Here is a 22,661-nt window from a genome sequence, read left to right on the forward strand (position 1 = left end):
CACAGACAAATATTATTGAACTAGATTGCTGAGTGCAAACAAGTAACCTCGTGGATTTGCCCTCACAAATAACTTAAACAGCGATCGCTGCCCAAAGGCTTTGACCATCGCTCTTTTCCCACTGCTTAAAGTCCCATCCTTTCAAATTGGTGACTCAGAAATAAGTCTAAGGGGAGATTGACAAGACATTTATTCGCCAAAAGTATCCTCCCTTCGTAGCAAACTGGTTATAATTATCTTCCATCTCCCTCAGAAATGAAATTCTCATCTACACAGTATTTATATGGGACGTGTTCGTTCTAAATCTGACCTACCGACAAAAATCTGTCCGGTATGTCAACGTCCTTTCACATGGCGGAAAAAGTGGCAGGATTGCTGGGACGATGTGAAATACTGCTCAGAACGTTGTCGTCGTCGTCGTTCTGAAGCGAAAACTTAAAGGGACTGGGGACTGGGAACTAGGGAATGGGGAATGAATTCTTCCCAATACCCAATCCCCAATCCCTAATCCCCAGTCCCTAATGAAACTAACCGCAATACAGACGCAAATAGCGCAAGAGATTAATGGAGTTACAGGTGCAACCTAAATTAATTATTCATGGAGGGGCTGGTAGTTCTCTCCACGGTAAAGGTGGATTAGAGGCGGTGCGCCGATCGCTCCATACAGTAATAGAAGAAGTTTATTCTCTATTATTATCAGGAGCAACTGCCTCTGAGGCAGTGGTGAAGGGTTGCCTAATGCTCGAAGACAACCCCCGCTTTAATGCTGGTACTGGTTCAGTATTGCAATCTGATGGTCAAATCCGTATGAGTGCTTCCCTGATGGATGGTGCATCAGGGCGGTTTAGTGGTGTGATTAATATCTCGCGGGTGAAAAATCCCATTGATTTGGCGCAATTTTTACAAAGCTCGCCAGACCGAGTATTATCAGATTTTGGCTCGGCTGAGTTGGCGCGGGAAATGCAAATCCCCAGCTATAACGCTTTAACCGATTTGCGGTTACAAGAGTGGATACAAGAACGCCAAGATAATTTTAAAAGCACAATGGCTAACGTGGTAGCAGAACCCGAACTTTTAGAAACCAGTAATGCCGGACGTGGCACTATCGGCGTAGTAGCTTTAGATACTAATGGTAAACTAGCTGCTGGCACTTCTACTGGTGGTAAAGGCTTTGAGCGGATTGGACGGGTAAGTGATTCCGCGATGCCCGCAGGTAATTATGCGACTAGTAATGCTGGTGTAAGTTGTACTGGCATTGGCGAAGATATTATTGATGAGTGTTTAGCCGCACGGATTGTAGTACGTGTCACTGATGGGATGTCTCTGAAGGATGCCATGCAGCGATCGCTTGCAGAAGCGCACCAGAACAAACGGGATTTAGGAGCGATCGCCTTAGATGCTAGTGGAGCGATCGCTTGGGGAAAAACTAGCGAAATCTTACTCGCCGCCTATCACGACGGCGAAAAAATTGGTGACACCTTGGAATGGAATGATAGTGAATTGATCGGCCACTGTTGAATCAGTTCCAGCGCTGAGGCTAAAGTTTCTTGCTAGTCAGCCATTGCAGCTAATTATTGGGTTTCATAACACCCTTAGGAACTTCCGACAAATAAATTATCCAATCTTGTGGGGTGGGCATCTTGCCCGCCCTGATTATGCGACTTTAATGCCGATTTTATTTATTAATTCTGCATGATTCAAGTAAAAATCACCAGATTGGCGGCACTTGTTTATTTTATTGATTTTACGCACCGTAATTTTTATATAAATAAACTACTAATTTTCTATCGATTTATCGTAGTATAAACTTCATTATCTGAAAAAAGCTTTTTTTGACGGTTGCCAGCCGTTGAAGGCTATTTATGAGCAATCAGTAGTGCATTACGAGTAAAAACGAGGAAATCCATTAACATGACTGAGAAACTTGCACAAACGCAATATCCTGTTCATGACTTCATCCGTAGTCGCTGGAGTCCTAGAGCCTTTGCCGACCATCCCGTAGAGCAAGATAAGCTTCTATCTCTGCTAGAAGCAGCTCGTTGGGCCCCTTCTTCTTACAATTATCAGCCTTGGAGTTTTATTGTCGCTACCAAAGACGAACCGACGGAATATAACCGTCTACTCAGTACTCTGGTTGAGTTTAATCAAGGGTGGGCGAAAAATGCTCCTGTCCTAATCCTGGCTGTTGCTAAAGTCCGCTCTGAAGATGGCAAAACAAATCGACACGCTTTTCATGATGTTGGTCTAGCATTAGAAAACCTCATTCTCCAAGCAACTTCTTTTGGTTTGTTTGCCCATCAAATAGCCGGATTTAATGCAGACAGCGCCAGGGAACTATACCAAATTCCAGATGACTACGAACCTGCCACAGTTGTCACAATTGGCTATCCTGGCGATCCAGAGACTCTTTCTGAGGGACTGCGCGAACGAGAACTAGCAGCCCGTGTCCGCAAACCTTTAAAGGAATTTGTCTTTACTGGACAGTGGGGGAATAGTTCACCTTTATTGAATAATTAAGGGACTTCCAAATAAAAAAATATCTAATTAATTCTTGTGGGGTGGGCGTCTCGCCCGCCATACAGACTGGGCGCTCATGTTGCCTACCCCACAATATTGGATAATTTATTTCTTGGAATTCCCTAATTAGGTTGTAGAGATGCGAAACTCCCTTGGGGAAAACTTCGCATCTCTACGATTAAAAAATTATCAAAACAGAATTCATGAGTCAGAATTCAGAATGAATTTTGTGTGACTGGCGGATAGCGTAGCGTTAGCGAGTCCACGATAGCGAGTATTCGAGTGTCGCATCTTGATTCTGATTTCTGAATTCTGATTTCTGAATTCTTCTTCAAGCAATAGTTTTACTATTTTTGTTCCCTAAAATTATGAATCATAAATTCAGTAGGGGTCAGATTTTTGCTGGGTCGTTGCTTAGTATCTTATTGCTAAGTGCTTGTTCTACCCCAAAGGCTGAATCTCCAACTACCTCTACTCCAGCAGCGACGAGTAGTGCTGCTAGCGGTACCTTACGGCTTCTTTATTGGCAAGCACCAACTATTCTCAATCCCCATTTAGCTCAAGGTAGCAAAGACTTTGAAGCCAGTCGAATCACTTATGAACCCCTAGCCAGCTTTGATAAAGATGGTAAGTTAGTTGCTTTTCTAGCAGCAGAAATCCCCTCCTTAGAGAATGGTGGAGTCGCCAAAGATGGTAAATCAGTAACTTGGAAACTCAAACAAGGAGTCAAATGGTCTGATGGTAAACCTTTCACTGCTGCGGATGTGGTATTTACTTACCAATTTGTTAGTAATCCAGCAGTAGGTGCAACTACTGCTGCAAATTATCAAGCTATCAAAAGCGTCGAAGCTATTAACAACTACACCGTTAAAATCAATTTCCAAAATCCTAACCCGGCTTGGTCGCTGCCGTTTATTGGTTCCAATGGGCCAATCCTGCCTCGTCATATCTTTGAGCCATACAGCGGTAGCAAAGCTAGGGAAGCTCCAGCTAATTTAATTCCTGTTGGTACTGGGCCTTATAAAGTAGTGGACTTCAAACCTGGTGACATTGTTATCTATGAAGCTAATTCCTTTTTTCGGGAAGCTAATAAACCTTTCTTTAAGCGAGTAGAACTTAAAGGTGGCGGGGATGCTGTTTCTGCTGCCAGAGCCGTATTGCAGACTGGAGATGTAGATTTTGCTTGGAATCTCCAAGTAGAAGCTCCAATCCTTAAACAGCTGGAGGCAGCGGGAAAAGGAAGATTAGATATCAGCTTCGGCTCTTTTTTGGAGCGGATTGCGATTAATCAGACTGATCCTAACAAGCAAACAAAAGATGGTGAACGTTCTAGCTTAGAGTTTCCCCATCCATTTTTTAAAGACTTGAAAGTGCGTCAGGCTTTTAATTATGCCATTGATCGTGACACTATGAACCAACAGTTATATGGTCAAACTGGCCGTGCTGTGACAAATATCTTAGTAGCACCAGATATCTATAATTCGCCTAATACCAAGTACGAATTTAATCTGAAAAAAGCTGCTGATTTGCTCGATGAAGCTGGATGGAAAGACAGCAATGGCAATGGCATTCGGGATAAAAATGGTGTAGAACTAAAGGTTTTATTTCAGACTTCTGTCAACCCAGTCCGCCAGAAAACGCAGGAAATCATTAAACAATCTCTAGCCTCTATTGGTGTGGGGGTAGAACTCAAGAGTATCGATTCAAGTATTTTCTTTTCTAGTGACCCAGCTAACCCAGATACTCTTGCTCACTTTAACGCTGATTTGCAAATGTTTAGTGGTGGCAATAGTAATCCAGACCCAGGTACTTATCTGAAGGCATGGACTTGTAATGAGATTCCTCAGAAGAAAAATAATTGGTCGAAACCGAATAGTTCTCGTTACTGCAACCCTGAATATGACAAGCTTTGGCAACAGTCTAATACAGAATTAGATCCACAAAAACGTCGGCAATTATTTATTCAAATGAATGATTTGTTAATTAAAGAGCAAGCTGTGATTCCTCTAATTTCTCGCGCTAATGTTAATGGAGTAAGTAACAGACTCACTGGTATAGATGCAACACCTTGGGATGATCGTACCTGGAATATTAAGGATTGGCGGTTACAGTAAGTGACTGGGGATTGGGAAAGGTGGGGCCCCCTCTGGGGATAAGGGGTAATGGGGATTTAGAAATAGTGTTTTTAATCTTTTTTCCTAGTGGTCTGTCAAATTCATTTTGACGGTTAGAAAGACGCGATAAATCGCCGTCTCTACAGGAAATTTATCTATCAATTATTTATTGACAGACTATTAATCCCCAGTTCCCTTTACGATAATCGAGGATCGAGAGCATCTCGTAAAGCATCACCTATATAGTTGATACTTAGCACGGTGAGAAATATTGCTGTACCAGGGAAAATAACCATGTGGGGAGCAAATTCTAAAAAGTTTTGCGCTTCATAAAGCATTCGTCCCCAAGTTGGGACATCAGGGGGAAAACCTAGACCAAAAAAGCTCAGGGTTGATTCGGTAACGATCGCAGTACTTACTGAAAGAGTAGCAGCAACTAGTACTGGACTAATCACGTTGGGCAAAATATGAATCCAAATCAATCGACTAGGAGAAGCACCAAGGGCGCGTGCTGCTGTGACAAATTCTAACTCCCGCACTGTCAAAAAACCGGCTCGGACTAATCTGGCTACAGACATCCAGTTGAGTCCACCAATTACCAGTACTATCAATACAAATATACCTAGTTCTGGGCCTGCGATCGCTTTAATCGCATCTCGAAACAAAAATATTACCAGTAATAATAATGGTAGCCGTGGTAAAGCTAAACACAAATCTGTCAAGCGCATCAAAGCAATATCCAGCCAGCCGCCATAAAAACCAGAGAGTGCGCCGATGAGTGTACCGAGAGTTATGGCTACTGACATCGAAAAAACTCCGACTGCGATCGATATTCGTCCGCCATACAATACTCTTGCTAATATATCTTGACCTAAATCATTAGTACCAAATGGATGCGCCCAACTGGGAGCAAGAGTAGATTTAGCAAAGTCAATTTTGTTGATGGGAATATTATAAATAAATGGCCCCAACAAAATACTTAACACTATAATCAGCAAGACTACAATACCAAACATCGCCTGACGATTACGACGAAACTTGCGCCATGCTTCTTTTGTGGGCGTTTCTGGCTTGGAAACAAAACTTGTTGATGTTGGAGAAACTGAAAGCTTGGATAGTTCTGAACTTTGATTAGGCGATCGTTTTAACATAAGTATCTAGTTTTTATTCATGTTTAATTTTTAATTGTTTAGCTACTTCGTGTATTTGACACGAGGATCTAATAAACTATAGAGAATGTCTGCAACGAGATTAAAAATCACAATTAAAATTGCATATATAAAAGTAATTGCCATGACAACGGGTGTGTCATTCTTATAAATAGAGTCAATTAATAGAGCGCCAATTCCCGGAACACGAAAAACTTTTTCTGTAACTAAAGCACCTGTAAAAACACTTGGAATATCCAAGGCTACCAATGTAACTACAGGAATTAACGCATTCCGCAAAACATGACGATTGATAACTAAAAATTTGGGTAAACCCTTAGCATAAGCAGTACGCACATAATCTTGATGGATATTTTCTAAAATCTCTGAGCGCACAAAGCGCATCAGCATTGCTGTCTGCCAGACTCCTAATACGCAAATTGGCATAATCGATTGTTTAACTTGAGCGATAAAACTCTGCCAATCTGTCACTTGTAATGTGCTGTTATAGATAAAAGGCAACCATTTCAATTGGATACTGAAGATAATAATAAATAGTAAGCCTGTAAAAAATGTTGGCAGAGAAAACCCAAAAAAAACTAAAGTAGTCAAAATTGTATCAATCAGAGAATTACGTTTGAGAGCCGAAATTACTCCCAAAGGAATAGCTAACAGTATGCCAAAAAGGTAGGCAGAACCAACCACCCATAATGTTGTGGGTAAGCGTTGCAGAATTAAACCAATTACCGGACTACGACTAGTAAAAGAATAGCCCATATCTCCACTAATAAAAGCTGTAACCCATTTGATATAGCGGATATGGAGCGGTTGGTCTAAACCTAAAGATATTCTAATATTTTCCCGAACTTCAGCTGTAATAGAGGGATTGAGTGCAAATTCTCCCATTGGATCGCCGGGTGCTAATGCCAGAATAGTAAATATAACAACACTAATGGCAATTAAGGTGGGAATAGCAATTAGTAGACGATTAATTAAATATTTATTCATTAGCTCTTACAAAATCTGCCTTACTCTTAAAAACGAGAGAACAACTGATCTGACTTTTCACGGTATCTGGAAAACCTCTCTCTAAATCTCTCTCCTACAAGGAGAGAGACTTTGAATTTTCCTCCTTCCCGTTTCGGTTCGGGGGCTAGAGGGCAATACATTTCAGTTAAGCCAAAAACCCTCATGTAGAGACGCGATGAATCGCGTCTGAAAGACCAATTTTCTATGCCAATAACCCTTAACTGAACCGTATTGGGCTAGAGGTTAGGCTTTTCCACATGACGTGAAAAGTCAGAACAACTGATAAAACCAGTTTTATTGTTCAGTTTAGTAGATCAGAAACTTGCAAGATAGCATCACCGATACAAAAAATTTATCTTTAAAAACAACGGTAGATTAGTGAGATTTAGACAAAAAACAAAATAATTTGTAATTGTTGATAGGAATAATAATCATTATGAGGCAATACGGCTCAGTTAAGGGTTATCGGTGTAGATAATTGGTCTAGAGAAGACGCGATAAATCGCCGTCTCTACAAGTGTTTCGGGCTGATCTGAACTGAATTATTATCAGGGAGAAATGACAGGCAAACTACGGTTGCCTGTCAAAAAACGTGGTATTTTCTCGAAGCTGAAGTGGAAAGAAGAATTGCATTTCTAACTTTTCTTCTTCCAAGCTGGTTTCACTACTTGACGACTACGGGCAATTACCAGGGAATCATCAGGTACATCTTCTGTGACTGTAGAACCAGCCGCAATATAGACATCATCTCCCAAGGTTAGTGGAGCCACTAAAACGCTATTGGCACCAGTTTTTGTGCGATCGCCTATTTTGGTACGATGTTTTTTCACGCCGTCATAATTGGCAGTAATTGTACCTGCACCAATATTTACCTGATTGCCGACAACGCTATCACCTATATATGACAAATGTGCTGCATTAGTGCGATCGCCTAATTGCGTATTTTTCAATTCCACAAAATTCCCCACACGGCAACCAGCACCTACCTCTACGTGACCGCGCAAATGAGCATAAGGGCCAATTCGGCTTCCCGCCTGCACAGTGCTATCTGTCACCACTGAATACTGCACGGTAACATTTTCAGCCAAATGGCTATTTTCAATGAAACTTCCCGGCCCAATATGACTTCCTGTTTTAATAACCGTATTTCCTCGCAGGTGAGTTTGAGGTTCAATAATTACATCAGGCTGTAATTCTACGGTTTCATCAATGGTAATACTTGTGGGGTCGATGAGCGTGACACCCGCCAGCATCCATTTTTCCTTAACTCGTCTTTGCAAAATTTCGGCTGCTGTTGCTAGTTGTAGGCGATCGTTGATGCCGAGAATTTCTTGGTAATCTTCCACATCCACTGCCATCACTTTTCCGACTTGAGTCACGGCATCAGTGAGATAGTATTCTTTTTGGGCATTGTTTGTCTGTAGGTGGGGAAGCACCTTTGCCAAATCTGGCCAGCGGAAGCAATAAACTCCAGCATTAATGCGGTTATTTTGTCTTTGAGCAGCAGTACAATCCTTGTGTTCGACCATTTGCTGCACAATATTTTCATCGTTACAAAAAACGCGTCCATAGCCTGTGGGATCGGGTACGTGCGAGGTAAGAATGGTGGCAGCATTCTGATTTTGGGCATGAGTTTGTAACATCTGCTTGAGGGTTTCGCTACGTATTAACGGTAAATCGCCGTTAAGTATCAGCAAATCCCCGGTATAATCTTCCAAGTGAGGAAGTAATTGCTGGATAGCATGACCTGTTCCCAGTTGCACAGTCTGTTCGACAAACTCCAAGTTGGGAATTGAATGCATGGCGGCTTGCACTTCTTCGGACTGATATCCCACAATCACGATTCGCCGTGAGGGCGCAAGTGGTTGTACACTTTCGAGAACTCTCTCTACTAGCGATCGCCCACTCAAAGAATGTAAAACCTTGGGTAAGCGTGATTTCATCCGTGTGCCGCGTCCTGCTGCTAAAATTGCTACAACTACCATAAATTAGCTATTAGCTATCAGTGAAATTATAATTAATGCTTTTGGTACTTTAAAATATAGGTTCAAATCATACCAGCTAATCATAGAAGAGTAAAATATCAAAGTAGTCAAAACAACTGCTTTGGTAAAAGTTGGAAATTATAATACTATTTCGCACTCATTACACAGTAACGACAAATTATTATCCCCTACTCTCTACTCTCTATTATTTTTCCTTGACAGGAGCGAATAAACTCTACAAACTGCTCCATTAGTTTGGGATTACGCCAACCGGAATCAGTTTCTTTTTGCATTACCGAAAGTGCTTCTGCTGAAGGAAAAGCTCTTTTGTAAGGTCGTTCGCTGGTTAGGGCATCATAAATATCAATTAACTGAAATACTTGTGCCAGATAGGGAATATCATTCCCCTGGAGTCTATCAGGGTAGCCTGAGCCATCCCAACGTTCGTGGTGATGGCGAATAATGGGAATTACACCCCGCATACTGCGTAATGGCTGGCAGATTTTTTCTCCAATCAAAACGTGCTGCTGCATGATCTGCCAATCTTCAGAGGTGAGTTCGCCTTTTTTCAGCAGCACTGCATCAGGAATACCAACTTTACCGATATCGTGGAGATAACCACCCCACCTTAAATCTCGAATTTGGTAGCGTGACAGGCTGAGATATTCACCAAAAACTTGTCCTAGTTGTACTAGGCGTTCACAATGGTTGCCCGTATTTGGGTCGCGACTTTCAATAGACATAGCAATGGAAAATAGTACTTGTTCGGCATGGTCTAAATCTTCGTTTAGACGCTTCTGCCGTACTAAGGACTTTACACGCGCCGCTAGTTCCACCCGATCGAAGGGTTTAGTGAGAAAATCATCTGCCCCAACTTCAATTCCCCGAATGCGCGATCGCCTGTCATTTAACGCTGTAATAAAAATCACCGGGATTAGCCTAGTTTGGTCATCCTGTTTGAGCAATTGGCACACTTCAAATCCATCCATTCCTGGCATCATCACATCCAGCAAAATCAAATCTGGTTGTTTTTGAGTTACCAATCCCACAACAATAGAACCACTGTCCGCCTCAATCACTTCGTATCCTTCCATCCCCAAGAGGGCAACAGCAGTCATCCGACTGGCGGCATGATCGTCAACGACTAAAACTTTTGGCGGATCTAAATCAAACCCATTCACCTTAGAACCTTTAGCTTGTAGTGTTCTAGAGACTAATAAACTATCACCACAATTAACATCAGCTTTGATCCAAGAAGGCGCTGCTTGACTATCTTCAAATATCAGGTCTTCTTGAGATAAGCCTAAAGAACTCTCCGCATTTTGCGACCCTACGGCATGATTTGAACCGATACTCTTCACTATGCTAATGGGGTTTGACCCACTAACAATTTGTTCTGTAAAGCCTGTATGGTTGGATTTCCATTGAATCACAAAGGCACTCCAGGTTTTTGCACAAGTTAACAGTGTCAGATTTCAACAACAAACAAATTTAAGATTCGACTGTATCTGAGCCAGAGTTTCGATATAGATTATGCATGATGTCAAGCTGCCTATCTAAGTTTTTCGCAGCATGTATCTTTTATGTTACGAACAAGGTGTATCTTGTTGTCACATTTTTTGCTTCTAATTCCAGTATGATGAATCGGCACAAATGTTAAATCAGGTTTTTTACGGAGATTTTTTAACCTAGTGGCGTTATAAAGCTTTATATTTGCCTGTTCTATGCCAGATATCGGGTTTTGAGCTTCAAATTTTTATGGTAATCATTAGGTATATATGTTTTTACTTACTTATTTATAGCAATACTCAAGTACTGTTGAGCCGGATGTGATCTTGAATACTATCATACAATCAAGCTATTTGGCTCGTAAAAACTTGCTACCTAAGTATCTGGAAACGAAATCAGAAATTTTGGCAAAAATATCTAAATTTTCTGGAATTACAGGTATTTTCAGGTAAGTAGGAGCAACAGCATTGATCATAGGTGTCAACTTCAGCTGGAAATAGCTTATCTATTGGCTTCCATACCCGCCCGGAAATAAATTTTCGGGCTAATATAGCTAAAGTCTACTGAAGTAGACGGAGATTTTTAGCGATATTTAGTCATCTTCAGATGACTTTTAGCTATGAGACGGGAATTTCAATTCCCGGCGGACGAAAACATCGCAACCAAACTACAAACTATTTCCCATAAAATCCCTGCCTTGTGTTCCCAACAGCCACCTTTTTCGCCAACGGGAGGTAGATTCCAGGCAAGAGGCTTGTTGCTCTTGTTGTCGCCGCATCACTATTACTTCGGTTGGATCACTCAATTGAGGATCGCGATAGGGAATAGCAGCACGAGTTAGTAAGTGTTCTTTTTCAGCTTGCGAGAGAGTTGTAAGTGCTGAATGGTTTTTAGACTCAGCAATCTGAGAATGTGTTGCCATAGTACCAGGCGATCGCCTTCCCACCGGTGGGGTAGAATATATCGCCAAGCCAGCAGACAAAAGTGCTGTGCGTACAGCAGCAGAACAAGAATAAGTGGCTAACAAACCATCTGGATGTAAACACAATGACACTTGTTTAATAAATTCAACAGTCCATAATTGAGGACATTGAGGTGGTGAAAAGGGATCGAGGAAAATTGCATCTGCCCAGAAACCCGATTGATGTACTAGCCCAATTGTATTTCTGGCATCGCCAATTAGTAGCTTTGCTTTCAGGTAAGGCGTTTGCACTTGATGCTCACAAGCTAGCTTTTTTAAAATTTCAATATAGTTATAGTTCCAATTATCGAATAAGTGATGAGCGATCGCCGCTTGTGGCACTGCTGGATTCAGTTCTAAACCAATTATTTCAACACAACAACTAGGATTCACTGCCCAAATTGTCTGCAAAGCCGCAGCTGTGTTATATCCTAGACCATAACAAACATCCAATAGTCGCAAGACTGGTTTTTGAGCGGCTGTAGCTAGTTGAGTAGGTTCCACAAACTTGCAAAAACTCTCCTGCATAGCTCCATGATGGCTGTGAAAAGATTCACCAAACTCTTGAGAGACAAAGGTGAAAGAACCATCTGCTGTTAGCTTAGGTGTAAAATTTTCTAAGTCTGACATCTGACAAAAAAACTAAATAATTACCCTCCACTTGGGCAAAGCCCAAGACCGCGTTTCTCGCTAAATCCCCATCTGAAATGTCTTTAATTTTGAATTTTGTTAGCGCAGCGTTACCGAGTCTGCGTACCCCTGCGGGGAAGCAAGCTACGCGCAGCGTCTCGTAGAGAGCGTCATTTTTAATTTTGAATTGTTAAGCAATGCCCTATGCCCAATACTCAATTTTTTGTTTCACCAGATTGGCTGTTTGAACATCTAGAAGATCCGCAAGTTGTTATTGTGGATTGTCGCTTTTCTTTAGCCGATCCACAACTAGGACAACAGCAGTATCAAAGGAGTCATATAGAAGGTTCGTATTACTTAGACTTGAATCAGGATCTTTCTAGTCCAGTGGGTAAGCATGGCGGGAGACATCCTTTACCTAATCCCAATGATATAGCTAACAAATTGGCAGCAATTGGGGTAGATTACCAAAAAACTTTAGTTGTAGCTTATGATGATTCGCGCTTTGCTTTTGCGGCTCGTTTATGGTGGCTGTTGCGCTATCTTGGACATGAGCAAGTAGCAGTACTGGATGGCGGCTTTGCTGGATGGCAAAAAGCTGGGTATTCTGTTACAGATGTTATTCCTCATCCCCGAAAGGGTGAGTTTGTAGCCCAAGTACAAACAGAAAAAGTGGTAGATATTACAGAGGTGAAAAGCCGGAAAGACAGCGATGAGGTAGTATTGGTAGATTCGAGAGAGAGCGATCGCTACCGAGGAGAACGAGAACCAATTGATAAAATTGCTGGGCATATTTCCAGTGCAGTCAATTATCCTTGGCAAGAAGTTACAGACTCTTCTGGCTACCTACTCCCTCAAGAAGAACAACGTCGTCGCTGGGAAAAGCTAGAAACAGCCGAAGAAATCTTGGTTTATTGCGGTTCTGGCGTTACTGCTTGTGTGAATTTACTTTCTCTAGAATTAGCTGGCATTAGCAAGGGTAAACTTTATGCTGGCAGTTGGAGTGATTGGATTTCTTATTTATAGTTATGAGTTAGGAGTTAGAAGTTAAGAATTAAAACTCCAAACTCTTCTCAAAAGCGACCTAATTGGAAATTGTAATTAATACTGAAGAACCAGCCATCAAAATCAATGTTTTCGGCGGTTGAACTACCGAAACTTACTCCAGCCTGCATATTCATATTAACGGTATCGGATATTTGGTAATTTAAGTGGCCAAATAATCGATAAAATTCGTCTTCTCGATCGCGCTGGGTAAAGTCTGATAAGTTCATTTGGCAGTCAATACCAACCTGGAGAGGCTTTTGCAAGTAGTAGTTTAGAGAAACCCAAAAGGAATTGATGATCCGATTACGACTTTGGGGATCGGCAAAATTTACACTAAATTCGTAGAAGCTATCTAGGGTTAATCTTGGAGTTAAGGGATCTCGCCGTCCTAAAGACAGTTGTAGGGAATTCTCATTTAAAAAGCGATCGCCTGCTTTGAAGCTATCGAGGCGATCGCTGTTGTTGGCATAAAATAACTGTTGATTGCTCCAACTGATTTCTCCGTACATTCGCCGCGATAACTGCTGGTAAATACTGAGATTAAATCTTACTTGGTTGTAATGATATTGTGACTGATTTATATAACGAATGAGATTGCCATCAATTGAACCGTTTAAATAAGTCTTAGATCCCAAAGGGAAATACGCTGAGGCTAGTGTCAGTCCAGAAAAAATTAAACCATCTTCGATGGGACTATCATTTGACGAAAAAATGTTACTTGTCTGGAAGTAGCCGACATGGGCCTGTAGATAGCCGATAGGTTTAAATTTAACTACGGGTTGTTCTTTCGGTGGTGGTGGCTGCTGTTCTAGGGGTAGTAACCGCACTCGTAACCCTAATTCGCGATCGCGATCGGACTTAGGTGGCCGTTTTGGCGATCGTAGCAGCTGCATTAGCCTCTCTAGCCTTTGAGACTGATTTATCTCCGGCGTATTTAATATTTGCTCTTTTGAGTCGGAAGTAGGCAAATTACTTGGCTGCGATTCTAGCGGTGGCGGATCATTTTGCTTTTGAGTATCTTCAGGTTCTTTGGTTTGGCCTGGGGTTTGAGTAGTTTCTAGTTTTTGCTGTGCCAGATTTAACGTACTTGTCGGTTCTGCCGCATCTACTCGAATGCAACAACAGCTTCCACCAGTGGACGCTAACAAAATACAAAAAAACAAATTCTTCCAGTTCTTGAGTCGCATCTGGTTTGATCGCATTTGGCAAATGTAGTCCCACAAGCTGTATCGGAAGTTCCGACTCAAAAGATACAATTGAGTGCATCTATCTGAGCTTTGTAGGTATATACTTAATTTACAAACTAAAATTGCTGGTTTTCAGATTTTCTCCCGGATTTTCTCTACAAAACTGAGATATTCCGAGAAAATTTTTGATGGGATTTAATCAAATACGATTAGTGAGTAATTTCACAACATATCCGTAGCAACTTCTTGTCTTAAATAACTAATGACTCTGTGGCTGATCTAATTAGAAAGGATTATCTGTAAGCTACTCCTGATTTGATTATTTATATCAATTACTAGCTTTTAAATCTTCCACAGACTTTAATGCACACAATGTCAGTTTCGGAATAAAAATTTTAAGAAACTAAACATATAGTTTATTTATGATTTATTTTATGTATGTAAATGTATATTCAAATCCAGATAAGTTTACCTAAAAAAACTTTCTACAAGACTTCTATCTGATTTTTTAAAAAACTCCGTGCAACTCAAAAAGCCTGATTCCCGACTCCCTATTTACACAAATTAAGTTCAAAAATCAAATTGGATTGCTAGATAACAATTTAGCACTACCTTAAACCTTTAACTGTTTTGGTACTAGTTGAAGTTCGCAAATTATCAAACTATGTTTTATAAATCGTTTCCACTATTAGTAATTGCTTTATGGGGAATTATAGTATTGCCTTTCCCAAATCAGGTAAAAGCCATAACTCCTCTGACGCGAGCAGAGATTCAGAGCCTCCGCAACTTAGTACAACTGATACCTAGAAATAGAGACCAGAAACGTCCTGCACGCAAATCAGATGCAATGACTCCTGGTGATGGTTTGTCAACCGGTCGGGCTTCTTTAGCAGACTTGCGCTTTAACGACGGCTCTTTAGCACGAGTTGGGGAACAGGCTATATTTCAATTTTTACCAAATACTCGCAGCTTTAGACTGTCAAACGGAACTGCATTGCTACTGATTCCACCTGGAAGGGGACAAACACTTATACAAACGCCAAGTGCAGCAGCAGCAATTCGTGGTTCAGCATTATTTGTACGCTACAACCGAGAAACAGATACCACAATTGTGGGGGCGCTGACCAATAGCGGCATTGAAGTTTCTAATAAAGAAGCTTCTCAAACTCAAGTGCTGCAAGCAGGACAGATGATAGTTATAGTGAAAGGCAAATTTCAGGGTTTATACGATTTTGATCTCAGAAATTTTTATGAAACCAGCGATATGGTGCGGGGGCTTGATTTAACTAAGCAAAATCTTACACCTACAGCCGACCCGGCGATCGCTAGTGTTCAAGCTGAAACTGTTGCAGCTTTGAACGCACAGACGCCGATAAGAGGTGAGGGAGTAGTTGAAAACCCATCTTTTGCTGACCTAACTACTAGTACTTCAACTTCCTCTACCGACGATATTATTACAGACAATTCCTCAGTAGACCCTATTAAAGATGATTCACTATTAAATTTATTTGGGGATATAGGACAAGTCCTATCAAATACTGAGCAGCGGCGATCTGGGAGAAATAGTAACAATAATAATGTAAGTACCCAGAATAATAATGTAGTTTCTATACCAACTCCTGTAGTTTCTACACCACCTCCTGTAGTTTCTACACCAACTCCTGTAGTTCCTACACCACCTCCTGTAGTTTCTACACCAACTCCTGTAGTTCCTACACCAACTCCTGTAGAACCAACAATACCGCCTGTAGTTTCTACACCAACTCCTGTAGAACCAACAATACCGCCTGTAGTTCCTACTCCAACTCCAGTAGAGCCAACAACACCTCCTGTAGTTCCTACTCCACCTCCAGTAGAGCCAACAACACCTCCTGTAGTTCCTACTCCACCTCCAGTAGAGCCGACACCGAAAAGACCAACCACATAAACGCGCTAGGGACAGAATTAATAACAAGTGTTAGCTACTGTCTCTACAGCCACTAAAGCAAAAAGTGATATTCCCTACGACCAGATAGCATCTGCTAACGCTAGATTAATCAAGGACAGGACTTACACGGGATTCACCAGATATCCTTATATAAGTTCCATTAGATTCTGTGTGTAAGTTCCCAGGAACTAACTTTTTGCTAGAGAGAACATAAATTTATGACTTTTGATTACGACCTGTTTGTAATTGGTGCGGGTTCGGGAGGTTTGGCGGCTTCCAAACGAGCGGCTAGCTACGGCGCAAAAGTAGCGATCGCTGAATATGATTTAGTTGGTGGCACTTGTGTAATTCGCGGTTGCGTTCCCAAAAAACTCATGGTCTATGGTTCTCACTTTCCTGCACTATTCAGTGAAGCTCCAGGCTATGGCTGGAAAGTGGGTAATGTAGAGTTTGACTGGGAATATTTCATTACATCTATAGATAAAGAAGTTCGGCGACTGTCGCAACTACATATCAGCTTCTTAGAAAAAGCCGGAGTGGCACTAATTTCTGGTCGCGCCACATTAGTAGACCCCCACACAGTAGAAGTTGATGGCCGCAAAATTACAGCAGACAAAATTTTAATTGCTGTTGGTGGGCGTCCTGTTAAGCCAGATTTACCAGGAATGGAACATGGCATTACCTCTAACGAAATCTTTCATCTCAAAGAACAACCAAAACACATCGTTATTATTGGCGCTGGTTATATCGGCACAGAATTTGCTTGTATTATGCGCGGTTTGGGTTCGGAGGTGACACAAATTACCAGAGGTGAAAAGATTTTGAAGGGATTTGATGAGGATATCCGTACAGAAATTGAAGAGGGTATGACGAACCACGGAATTCGCTTGATTAAGAATAATGTGGTGAAAGCAATTGAACGTGTCCCAGAAGGGTTGAAACTAACTTTATCAGGAGATGACCAAGAACCACTAATTGCCGATATGTTTTTAGTAGCGACTGGTCGAACTCCCAATGTAGATGGATTAGGTTTAAAAAATGCTGGGGTTGATGTTGTGGCTAGCTCTATCGAAGGGCCTGGGTATCCTACCACAAATGCGATCGCAGTTAATGAATATAGTCAAACTAGTCAACCGAATATCTTTGCTGTTGGCGATGTCACCGACCGAATCAGTTTAACTCCCGTGGCCATTGGCGAAGGTCGCGCCTTTGCCGATAGCGAGTTCGGGAATAACCGCCGCGAATTCAGTCACGCAACTGTTCCCACAGCCATATTTTCTAGCCCAGAAGCCGCGACAGTCGGCTTGACAGAAGCCGAAGCACGGGAAAAACTAGGTGATGCCGTAAAAGTTTTTCGCACTCGTTTTCGCCCCATGTACTATAGTTTGACTGGTAAGCAAGAAAAGACAATGATGAAGTTGGTGGTTGATAGCAACACCGATAAAGTTATAGGCGCTCACATGGTAGGTGAAAGTTCAGCTGAAATTATCCAAGGTGTAGCGATCGCAGTCAAGATGGGCGCAACTAAAAAAGACTTTGATGCCACCGTGGGTATCCATCCCTCATCCGCAGAGGAATTTGTCACAATGCGGTAAGTATGTCATTTGTCCTTAGTCATTTGTCTAAAACCAATGACCAATGACTAGGGATGATCCTAATGTGAAAATTTGAATGCCTACTCAATATATATATTTACACGGCTTTGCTTCTAGCCCTCATTCTGCCAAAGCGCGGGATATAAGCGATCGCTTTACTCAAATTCACACAAAGCTGAAAATTCCCGATCTCAATGCTGGCGATTTTTCCCAGTTGACAATCACTCGTCAAATCGCTCAAGTTGCCGCAGAATTCAACAATGATTCTACACCAGTAACGCTGATTGGCTCAAGTTTGGGTGGTTTGACTGCCGCCCACTTGGGACAGCAAAATTTACAAGTGCAACGCTTAGTTTTGCTAGCACCAGCTTTTGGGTTTTTATCCCATTGGTTGCCCAAGTTAGGGGATGAAGAAGTACAGCGCTGGCAGCAAGAAAAATATATCATGGTCTATCACTACGGGGAAAAGCGATTAATTCCTTTAAGTTACGATTTCGTCATAGATGCTGCTCAATACCAAGAAAAACTTTTGCAACATCCTATCCCCACGCTAATTTTGCACGGCAAAAATGATGAAGTCATTCCAATCGAAGCTAGTCGTGACTTTGCGCGTTCTCGTCCTTGGGTGGAGTTAGTCGAACTCGACAGTGACCACGCCTTGGGTAATGTTATGGAAGAAATTTGGCAGGCAATTCACCTCTTTTGCCAATTACCTTAAAGCTGTAAAATATTAGACTCACATATAACTAATATTTTGAGTCATTTGTCCTTTGTTAGTTACTAATGACCAATGACTAATGACCAATGACTAATGACTAAAACTATGCTTTCCTTCATCCGGTCAGATTTAGCCCAATTCACCGCCTATAAACCTCACCCCAGCAGCGATACAGCCAATTCTGTCCCCACACAGTTTGATCGGTTAGATACAAATGAAAGCCCTTACGATTTACCATCTGAGTTAAAAGAGAAGCTGGCGTGGACATATCAGCAAGTAATTGAAACAAATCGTTATCCCGATGGTGGACATGAAACACTTAAGGATGTGATCGCACAGTATGTCAATGAATCAGCTGCTCTCTCATCATCATTTACTGCTGGCAATATTTCTGTTGGTAATGGTTCAGATGAAATTATTCGCTCTTTATTAATCGCCACCTGTCTAGGAGGAGAAGGTTCAATTCTCGTTGCCAATCCCACTTTCTCTATGTACGGGATTTTGGCACAAACTTTAGGCATTCCTGTAGTGACGGTGGGGAGAAATGAAACAAATTTTGAAATTGACTTAAAAGCTGCACAGTCTGCGATCGAAGAAACTCAAAATCCCCCCATTCGCGTAGTTTTCGTAGTACATCCCAATTCGCCGACTGCCAACAGCTTAACTGCGGCAGAGTTGACATGGTTAAGAAGTTTGCCAGAGCATATTTTGGTAGTAATTGATGAAGCTTATTTTGAATTCAGCCAAACTACCTTAGTAGATGAATTAGCACAGCATCCTAATTGGATAATATTACGTACTTTTTCTAAAGCCTTCCGGTTAGCATCTCTCCGTGTTGGTTATTGCGTTGCTCATACAGAAGCGATCGCCATCTTAGAAAAAGTTCGCTTACCTTACAATCTCCCTAGCTTTTCCATTGCAGCAGCATTAGTTGGTTTACAAAACCGTACACTCTTGCTGGAATCAATTCCTCAAACCCTGAGCGAACGAGCCAAACTCATCGAAATTCTATCCCAGCAACCAGAACTACAAATTAGCCCAAGTGCTGCTAACTTTATTTACCTGCGTCTTCAAGCAAATAGCTTTAGTTCACAAGATGCTGTATTAAAAACTTTCCACCAGAAACTTAGGACGCTGGGTACTCTCGTGAGACACATTAGCGGAGGATTGCGAATTACCGTCGGAACCACAGAGGAAAACGCTCGCACCATAAATCGAGTCCAAGCCGCTTTGGCAAATTTGAAATCTTAGAAATTCACTCAGTAATTAGACTTGCTGTTCATATCACTGCCCAAACGGCGTACTATTCCTACTGTTTGTGGCAGTACACCCACCAAAAGAGCAAAGGCAATATCCGGTAAAAGAGCCACTATTTCTGGTGGAAAGTATTGTTCAAATTGATCGAGAATCTTCTGAACACGCTGCCCAGGCAGTGGATTTTCAGTTATTTGTTTGATTAATCGAATCCACTGTCGCCTAATCAAGTAAGCTTTCTGACGTTCTTCATTAGATTCGGGAGTTAATAAAGACAGATTACCTATAGGCAGTGCCCTTTGGCAATCACAATCGTAATCCCCACCCACAGCAGCCCCAGGCCCAGCAAACTCTGCATGGTACCGTTTAAAGAGTAGTAATCCATTTCTCCTACGACTATTGACAATAAAAACTTCTCCGCTATGCAAACGCGTAAGGATATCCGAGCCTTGTGACTGCTCAGTTCCATCTGACATGACAATAGAATCAAGGAAACTTGTTTCAGGGTAATAAGTTGATACCATAGACTTCTGATAGCGTTGATGCTGTTCGCTATCCATGTTTTTTAAAGTTTCAACGAATGTGGTAGTAGTATGCACTTCAAAACTTAAATAAGTGTTGTGTCAAATCAGGTTTTTGAATGTCTTTTATTATCAAGAGTTTTTTAGCAAAATTAGCCAAAACAGCGGTGTATAGACGTTGTTTCAGCAATTGAGTGATTATATTTTATGAGATATAACTAGATTTGTCTGTAAACTCTAGGAGTGTTTTCTTAAAGTTTTTATAAAGATGAATATCTTAATTACAAAGTTATTATGATCAACTGATTATTTTTTTAAGCGTATTCTCGCGTATATCCCCATTCTAATCCATTTATTTATCTATATCGAATACTTCAAAATATTTGTTAACGATAAATCTCAAAAAGCAAAACTTAATATTTTATAATATTAAAAATCTTTGCTAAAAAGAGACTTTTTTTTCAATAATGAATAATATTTTTCGGAACCAGTCTGATGAGAATATTCTTTATAAAAAGAATTACAAAAGCTATTTATTCAATTTATCAATTCATGCTTCTGAGTTTTTATTTAGTACATTATGGCAGAAATTTGTCTACCATTAACCAATTACTTAAGTAACTGGCTATCTGTTTGATTGAGATAGTGACTGGATTTCGGGCGCGCTGTACTAGATATTTAGCCTAGTTATCTTGTCTTTAATTACCGTTATGAGTTATAAATTCTATCCGAATTAATTGCAACACAAAACTTGACAATTACCAAAACAACATTTAGATGCTGGAATCAGCACTCAAGTGCTTGTGCAAAAGTATCTGGTTTGAGCGTCTTAGGAAAAATGTATTCCAATTAGATTCGACTTTATGCACCCGATATCCCAGCTTGAAATAAAGCTGTCTTGCTTGATGGTTATTTTCTAAAACATGGAGATATAAATCTTTAAATCCCCACTCGCGAGAAACTTTCTCACAGCTAGTAAGTAATCCAGAAGCCACACCATGCCTACGGTATTTTGGGTGAACCGCTAAATTAGATAAGTAAGGAAAACCTACGCCAGCCTGGCTCCAGGAATCACTGTATCGTACACCCAGTTCCACACTTCCTACTAAATTATTAGCCTCACCAGTAGTAGCTTCAAAAGCCACTAAACAAACATGACGAGGCGGAGGTGATGCCATGCGATGCCTTAAATCTTCGTAAATACCCAGACGTAGCAATGGAAAAGCCCATCCCCATATACCCTTGTGGGAGTGAAAGCTTTCAGTAATAACTTGGGCAACACCAATCAAATCAGCAGGTGTAGCCGTCCGAATTTGGAATTGGTAGGAAGCTGGATCGATTGGCTGTTGGTGGTATGGATGAAAAAACCGATATTTCAAGGCTAGTTTAGTATTGATTTTATTCTAAGAAAATTTCTCAAATATCCGAAAACACCATTTTAACTAAATGAAAACATAATTGCTGCTCAGAAGATTGAAGTGACACAACATCGCTAATTAGCTTTTGCTTGTGGATCAAACAAAGTTTTATACTTTAGTTTGAGGTTTTTTCAGGAGGCAAGAGCAAAGCACGCTTAAAAGCATGAAGCTTTGTATCTTACTGCATTTTTTGCGACGCTCCTACGTCGCTAACGCAACGCTTACGATATCAATACAATTCTTCTTTTTGAGCTTGTCGTTGGCGCAGCCTCTAGTAGAGAAGGAGAGTTTTCATTTCATTCACTTCTTTCCTTCAATAATCACTGCCCTCTGGGGTTCGACTGAGCGATCGCTAAACATCTTCTTAATTTCTCTTATAACCTGCATTTTGAAAGAATTTTAGGAATTACAGCTTCATAAATCTATAAACTTAAATTCAGTAGGTTCCGGTTCATCTCTTGCTTTAAGTAGGTAGGATATCAGACTGATTACCACAAAAAAATCTGTAAAGTGATATAGCCTGGGCTGAGTGGGTAGAAAAATAGCATAACTTGGCCGTAGGCAGCACCTACAAAATTGTTAAGTAAGTACACCATCGCCCAACTCTGGTTTCAAATCACCCTTGCTTGCAGTACTGAACTTTTTTTGCACTTGCTGCTACACTGACACTACTTTGCTACAAAATTATATGAATAGGCTATACATATACTGGTACAAGAATCTTAAGGTTCCTCAATCCCTAATCTCTAACTCTCCAACCACTACAACTTGTCTGAATGATAGTTCTGATTGCTAAATTAGAAAGAGGTATTTGTCTAATAGTATACTTTGGCTTTCAATCTTATTTTGTTGATTTTGCTAACTCCACCATGACTATCATAAATAAAATTTACCTGCAAGTGTTAGTACAACTGCTGCGGAGGGAAAACTTAATATGCAGCTTCATCTGGATTTTCAAGCTAGCTATGAGCGCTGTGTGTGGTAGTCAGACATTGCTCACAGGAGGTGAAGGAACATTTGGCAAGCAAGCATCGACTCTGTAACACTAAAACAGACTATGAAAGCAATTACACTGCACCAAAGCAAACAGTAATCGGCACA

The 22,661-nt window shown here is 41.0% G+C and carries 19 protein-coding genes; 10 read left to right on the top strand and 9 right to left on the bottom strand.

What is annotated here, in order from left to right; translation table 11 throughout:
- Positions 1–283: 283 nt before the first annotated feature.
- The 4 genes from V7L31_RS31520 (at position 284) to V7L31_RS31535 (ending at position 4,631) form a co-directional block, all read left to right on the top strand.
- Entirely contained in the window at positions 284–439 is a 156-nt protein-coding gene (locus tag V7L31_RS31520) for a DUF2256 domain-containing protein (RefSeq protein ID WP_094341107.1), read from the top strand.
- Between the two features lie 125 nt (positions 440–564).
- Positions 565–1,518 (top strand): isoaspartyl peptidase/L-asparaginase, encoded by a 954-nt coding sequence (locus tag V7L31_RS31525; protein WP_334699874.1) that lies wholly within the window; start codon positions 565–567, stop codon positions 1,516–1,518.
- A 393-nt stretch (positions 1,519–1,911) separates the two neighbouring features.
- Positions 1,912–2,517 (top strand): nitroreductase family protein, encoded by a 606-nt coding sequence (locus tag V7L31_RS31530; RefSeq protein WP_334699875.1) that lies wholly within the window; start codon positions 1,912–1,914, stop codon positions 2,515–2,517.
- 368 nt (positions 2,518–2,885) lie between these two features.
- Positions 2,886–4,631: a peptide ABC transporter substrate-binding protein gene (locus V7L31_RS31535; RefSeq protein WP_334699876.1), complete on the top strand. Its 1,746-nt coding sequence runs from the start codon at positions 2,886–2,888 to the stop codon at positions 4,629–4,631.
- A gap of 197 nt (positions 4,632–4,828) precedes the next feature.
- Here the strand turns inward: V7L31_RS31535 and V7L31_RS31540 are convergent, their stop codons facing one another.
- The 6 genes from V7L31_RS31540 to V7L31_RS31565 form a co-directional block, all read right to left on the bottom strand.
- The gene (locus V7L31_RS31540; protein WP_334699877.1) at positions 4,829–5,782 is read right to left on the bottom strand and encodes an ABC transporter permease; all 954 of its coding nucleotides are present in this window, start codon (positions 5,780–5,782) and stop codon (positions 4,829–4,831) included.
- 42 nt (positions 5,783–5,824) lie between these two features.
- Positions 5,825–6,787, bottom strand: a complete 963-nt coding sequence (locus tag V7L31_RS31545) for an ABC transporter permease (RefSeq protein ID WP_334699878.1) — start codon at positions 6,785–6,787, stop codon at positions 5,825–5,827.
- Between the two features lie 656 nt (positions 6,788–7,443).
- Entirely contained in the window at positions 7,444–8,793 is a 1,350-nt protein-coding gene (gene glmU, locus V7L31_RS31550) for a bifunctional UDP-N-acetylglucosamine diphosphorylase/glucosamine-1-phosphate N-acetyltransferase GlmU (protein WP_334699879.1), read from the bottom strand.
- A 188-nt stretch (positions 8,794–8,981) separates the two neighbouring features.
- On the bottom strand, positions 8,982–10,226 hold the full coding sequence (locus V7L31_RS31555) for a response regulator (RefSeq protein ID WP_334699880.1): 1,245 nt from the start codon (positions 10,224–10,226) through the stop codon (positions 8,982–8,984).
- Positions 10,227–10,651: 425 nt separating this feature from the next.
- Positions 10,652–10,777: a hypothetical protein gene (locus V7L31_RS31560; RefSeq protein ID WP_334699881.1), complete on the bottom strand. Its 126-nt coding sequence runs from the start codon at positions 10,775–10,777 to the stop codon at positions 10,652–10,654.
- Positions 10,778–10,969: 192 nt separating this feature from the next.
- A complete protein-coding gene (locus V7L31_RS31565; protein ID WP_334699882.1) occupies positions 10,970–11,893 on the bottom strand; it encodes a tRNA (5-methylaminomethyl-2-thiouridine)(34)-methyltransferase MnmD in 924 nt (307 codons plus the stop codon).
- 204 nt (positions 11,894–12,097) lie between these two features.
- Between V7L31_RS31565 and V7L31_RS31570 the strand changes: the two genes are divergently transcribed.
- Positions 12,098–12,919 carry a sulfurtransferase gene (locus tag V7L31_RS31570; RefSeq protein WP_334699883.1) on the top strand — a complete coding sequence of 274 codons (822 nt, stop codon included), beginning with the start codon at positions 12,098–12,100 and terminating at the stop codon, positions 12,917–12,919.
- Positions 12,920–12,966: 47 nt separating this feature from the next.
- On the opposite strand, the gene V7L31_RS31575 is transcribed toward V7L31_RS31570, so the two are convergent.
- Positions 12,967–14,127, bottom strand: coding sequence for a hypothetical protein (locus V7L31_RS31575; protein WP_334699884.1), 1,161 nt, complete (start codon positions 14,125–14,127; stop codon positions 12,967–12,969).
- A 664-nt stretch (positions 14,128–14,791) separates the two neighbouring features.
- On the opposite strand from V7L31_RS31575, the gene V7L31_RS31580 reads away from it, so the two are divergent.
- The 4 genes from V7L31_RS31580 (at position 14,792) to V7L31_RS31595 (ending at position 19,618) form a co-directional block, all read left to right on the top strand.
- Complete coding sequence (locus tag V7L31_RS31580; RefSeq protein ID WP_334699885.1) at positions 14,792–16,054, top strand: FecR family protein; 1,263 nt, start codon at positions 14,792–14,794, stop codon at positions 16,052–16,054.
- A 218-nt stretch (positions 16,055–16,272) separates the two neighbouring features.
- The gene (gor, locus tag V7L31_RS31585; protein WP_334699886.1) at positions 16,273–17,649 is read left to right on the top strand and encodes a glutathione-disulfide reductase; all 1,377 of its coding nucleotides are present in this window, start codon (positions 16,273–16,275) and stop codon (positions 17,647–17,649) included.
- A gap of 76 nt (positions 17,650–17,725) precedes the next feature.
- Positions 17,726–18,367, top strand: coding sequence for a YqiA/YcfP family alpha/beta fold hydrolase (locus tag V7L31_RS31590; RefSeq protein WP_334699887.1), 642 nt, complete (start codon positions 17,726–17,728; stop codon positions 18,365–18,367).
- Positions 18,368–18,472: 105 nt separating this feature from the next.
- The gene (locus tag V7L31_RS31595) at positions 18,473–19,618 is read left to right on the top strand and encodes a histidinol-phosphate transaminase (RefSeq protein WP_334699898.1); all 1,146 of its coding nucleotides are present in this window, start codon (positions 18,473–18,475) and stop codon (positions 19,616–19,618) included.
- Positions 19,619–19,626: 8 nt separating this feature from the next.
- Here the strand turns inward: V7L31_RS31595 and V7L31_RS31600 are convergent, their stop codons facing one another.
- Both V7L31_RS31600 and V7L31_RS31605 read right to left on the bottom strand, forming a co-directional pair.
- Complete coding sequence (locus V7L31_RS31600) at positions 19,627–20,181, bottom strand: hypothetical protein (RefSeq protein WP_334699888.1); 555 nt, start codon at positions 20,179–20,181, stop codon at positions 19,627–19,629.
- Positions 20,182–20,915: 734 nt separating this feature from the next.
- On the bottom strand, positions 20,916–21,521 hold the full coding sequence (locus V7L31_RS31605) for a GNAT family N-acetyltransferase (protein ID WP_334699889.1): 606 nt from the start codon (positions 21,519–21,521) through the stop codon (positions 20,916–20,918).
- Between the two features lie 908 nt (positions 21,522–22,429).
- Between V7L31_RS31605 and V7L31_RS31610 the strand changes: the two genes are divergently transcribed.
- On the top strand, positions 22,430–22,603 hold the full coding sequence (locus tag V7L31_RS31610) for a hypothetical protein (RefSeq protein ID WP_256874850.1): 174 nt from the start codon (positions 22,430–22,432) through the stop codon (positions 22,601–22,603).
- Positions 22,604–22,661: the final 58 nt, after the last annotated feature.

It is taken from the genome of Nostoc sp., from assembly GCF_036916655.1.
Classification (GTDB): domain Bacteria; phylum Cyanobacteriota; class Cyanobacteriia; order Cyanobacteriales; family Nostocaceae; genus Nostoc.

Bases quoted from the DNA above. Each gene is read 5' to 3' on its own strand.
- V7L31_RS31520 (WP_094341107.1), top strand. From the start codon at position 284: ATGGGACGTGTTCGTTCTAAATCTGACCTACCGACAAAAATCTGTCCG.
- V7L31_RS31525 (WP_334699874.1), top strand. From the start codon at position 565: ATGGAGTTACAGGTGCAACCTAAATTAATTATTCATGGAGGGGCTGGT.
- V7L31_RS31530 (WP_334699875.1), top strand. From the start codon at position 1,912: ATGACTGAGAAACTTGCACAAACGCAATATCCTGTTCATGACTTCATC.
- V7L31_RS31535 (WP_334699876.1), top strand. From the start codon at position 2,886: ATGAATCATAAATTCAGTAGGGGTCAGATTTTTGCTGGGTCGTTGCTT.
- V7L31_RS31540 (WP_334699877.1), bottom strand. From the start codon at position 5,782: ATGTTAAAACGATCGCCTAATCAAAGTTCAGAACTATCCAAGCTTTCA.
- V7L31_RS31545 (WP_334699878.1), bottom strand. From the start codon at position 6,787: ATGAATAAATATTTAATTAATCGTCTACTAATTGCTATTCCCACCTTA.
- glmU (WP_334699879.1), bottom strand. From the start codon at position 8,793: ATGGTAGTTGTAGCAATTTTAGCAGCAGGACGCGGCACACGGATGAAA.
- V7L31_RS31560 (WP_334699881.1), bottom strand. From the start codon at position 10,777: ATGATCAATGCTGTTGCTCCTACTTACCTGAAAATACCTGTAATTCCA.
- V7L31_RS31565 (WP_334699882.1), bottom strand. From the start codon at position 11,893: ATGTCAGACTTAGAAAATTTTACACCTAAGCTAACAGCAGATGGTTCT.
- V7L31_RS31570 (WP_334699883.1), top strand. From the start codon at position 12,098: ATGCCCAATACTCAATTTTTTGTTTCACCAGATTGGCTGTTTGAACAT.
- V7L31_RS31575 (WP_334699884.1), bottom strand. From the start codon at position 14,127: ATGCGACTCAAGAACTGGAAGAATTTGTTTTTTTGTATTTTGTTAGCG.
- V7L31_RS31580 (WP_334699885.1), top strand. From the start codon at position 14,792: ATGTTTTATAAATCGTTTCCACTATTAGTAATTGCTTTATGGGGAATT.
- gor (WP_334699886.1), top strand. From the start codon at position 16,273: ATGACTTTTGATTACGACCTGTTTGTAATTGGTGCGGGTTCGGGAGGT.
- V7L31_RS31590 (WP_334699887.1), top strand. From the start codon at position 17,726: ATGCCTACTCAATATATATATTTACACGGCTTTGCTTCTAGCCCTCAT.
- V7L31_RS31595 (WP_334699898.1), top strand. From the start codon at position 18,473: ATGCTTTCCTTCATCCGGTCAGATTTAGCCCAATTCACCGCCTATAAA.
- V7L31_RS31600 (WP_334699888.1), bottom strand. From the start codon at position 20,181: ATGGATAGCGAACAGCATCAACGCTATCAGAAGTCTATGGTATCAACT.
- V7L31_RS31610 (WP_256874850.1), top strand. From the start codon at position 22,430: ATGACTATCATAAATAAAATTTACCTGCAAGTGTTAGTACAACTGCTG.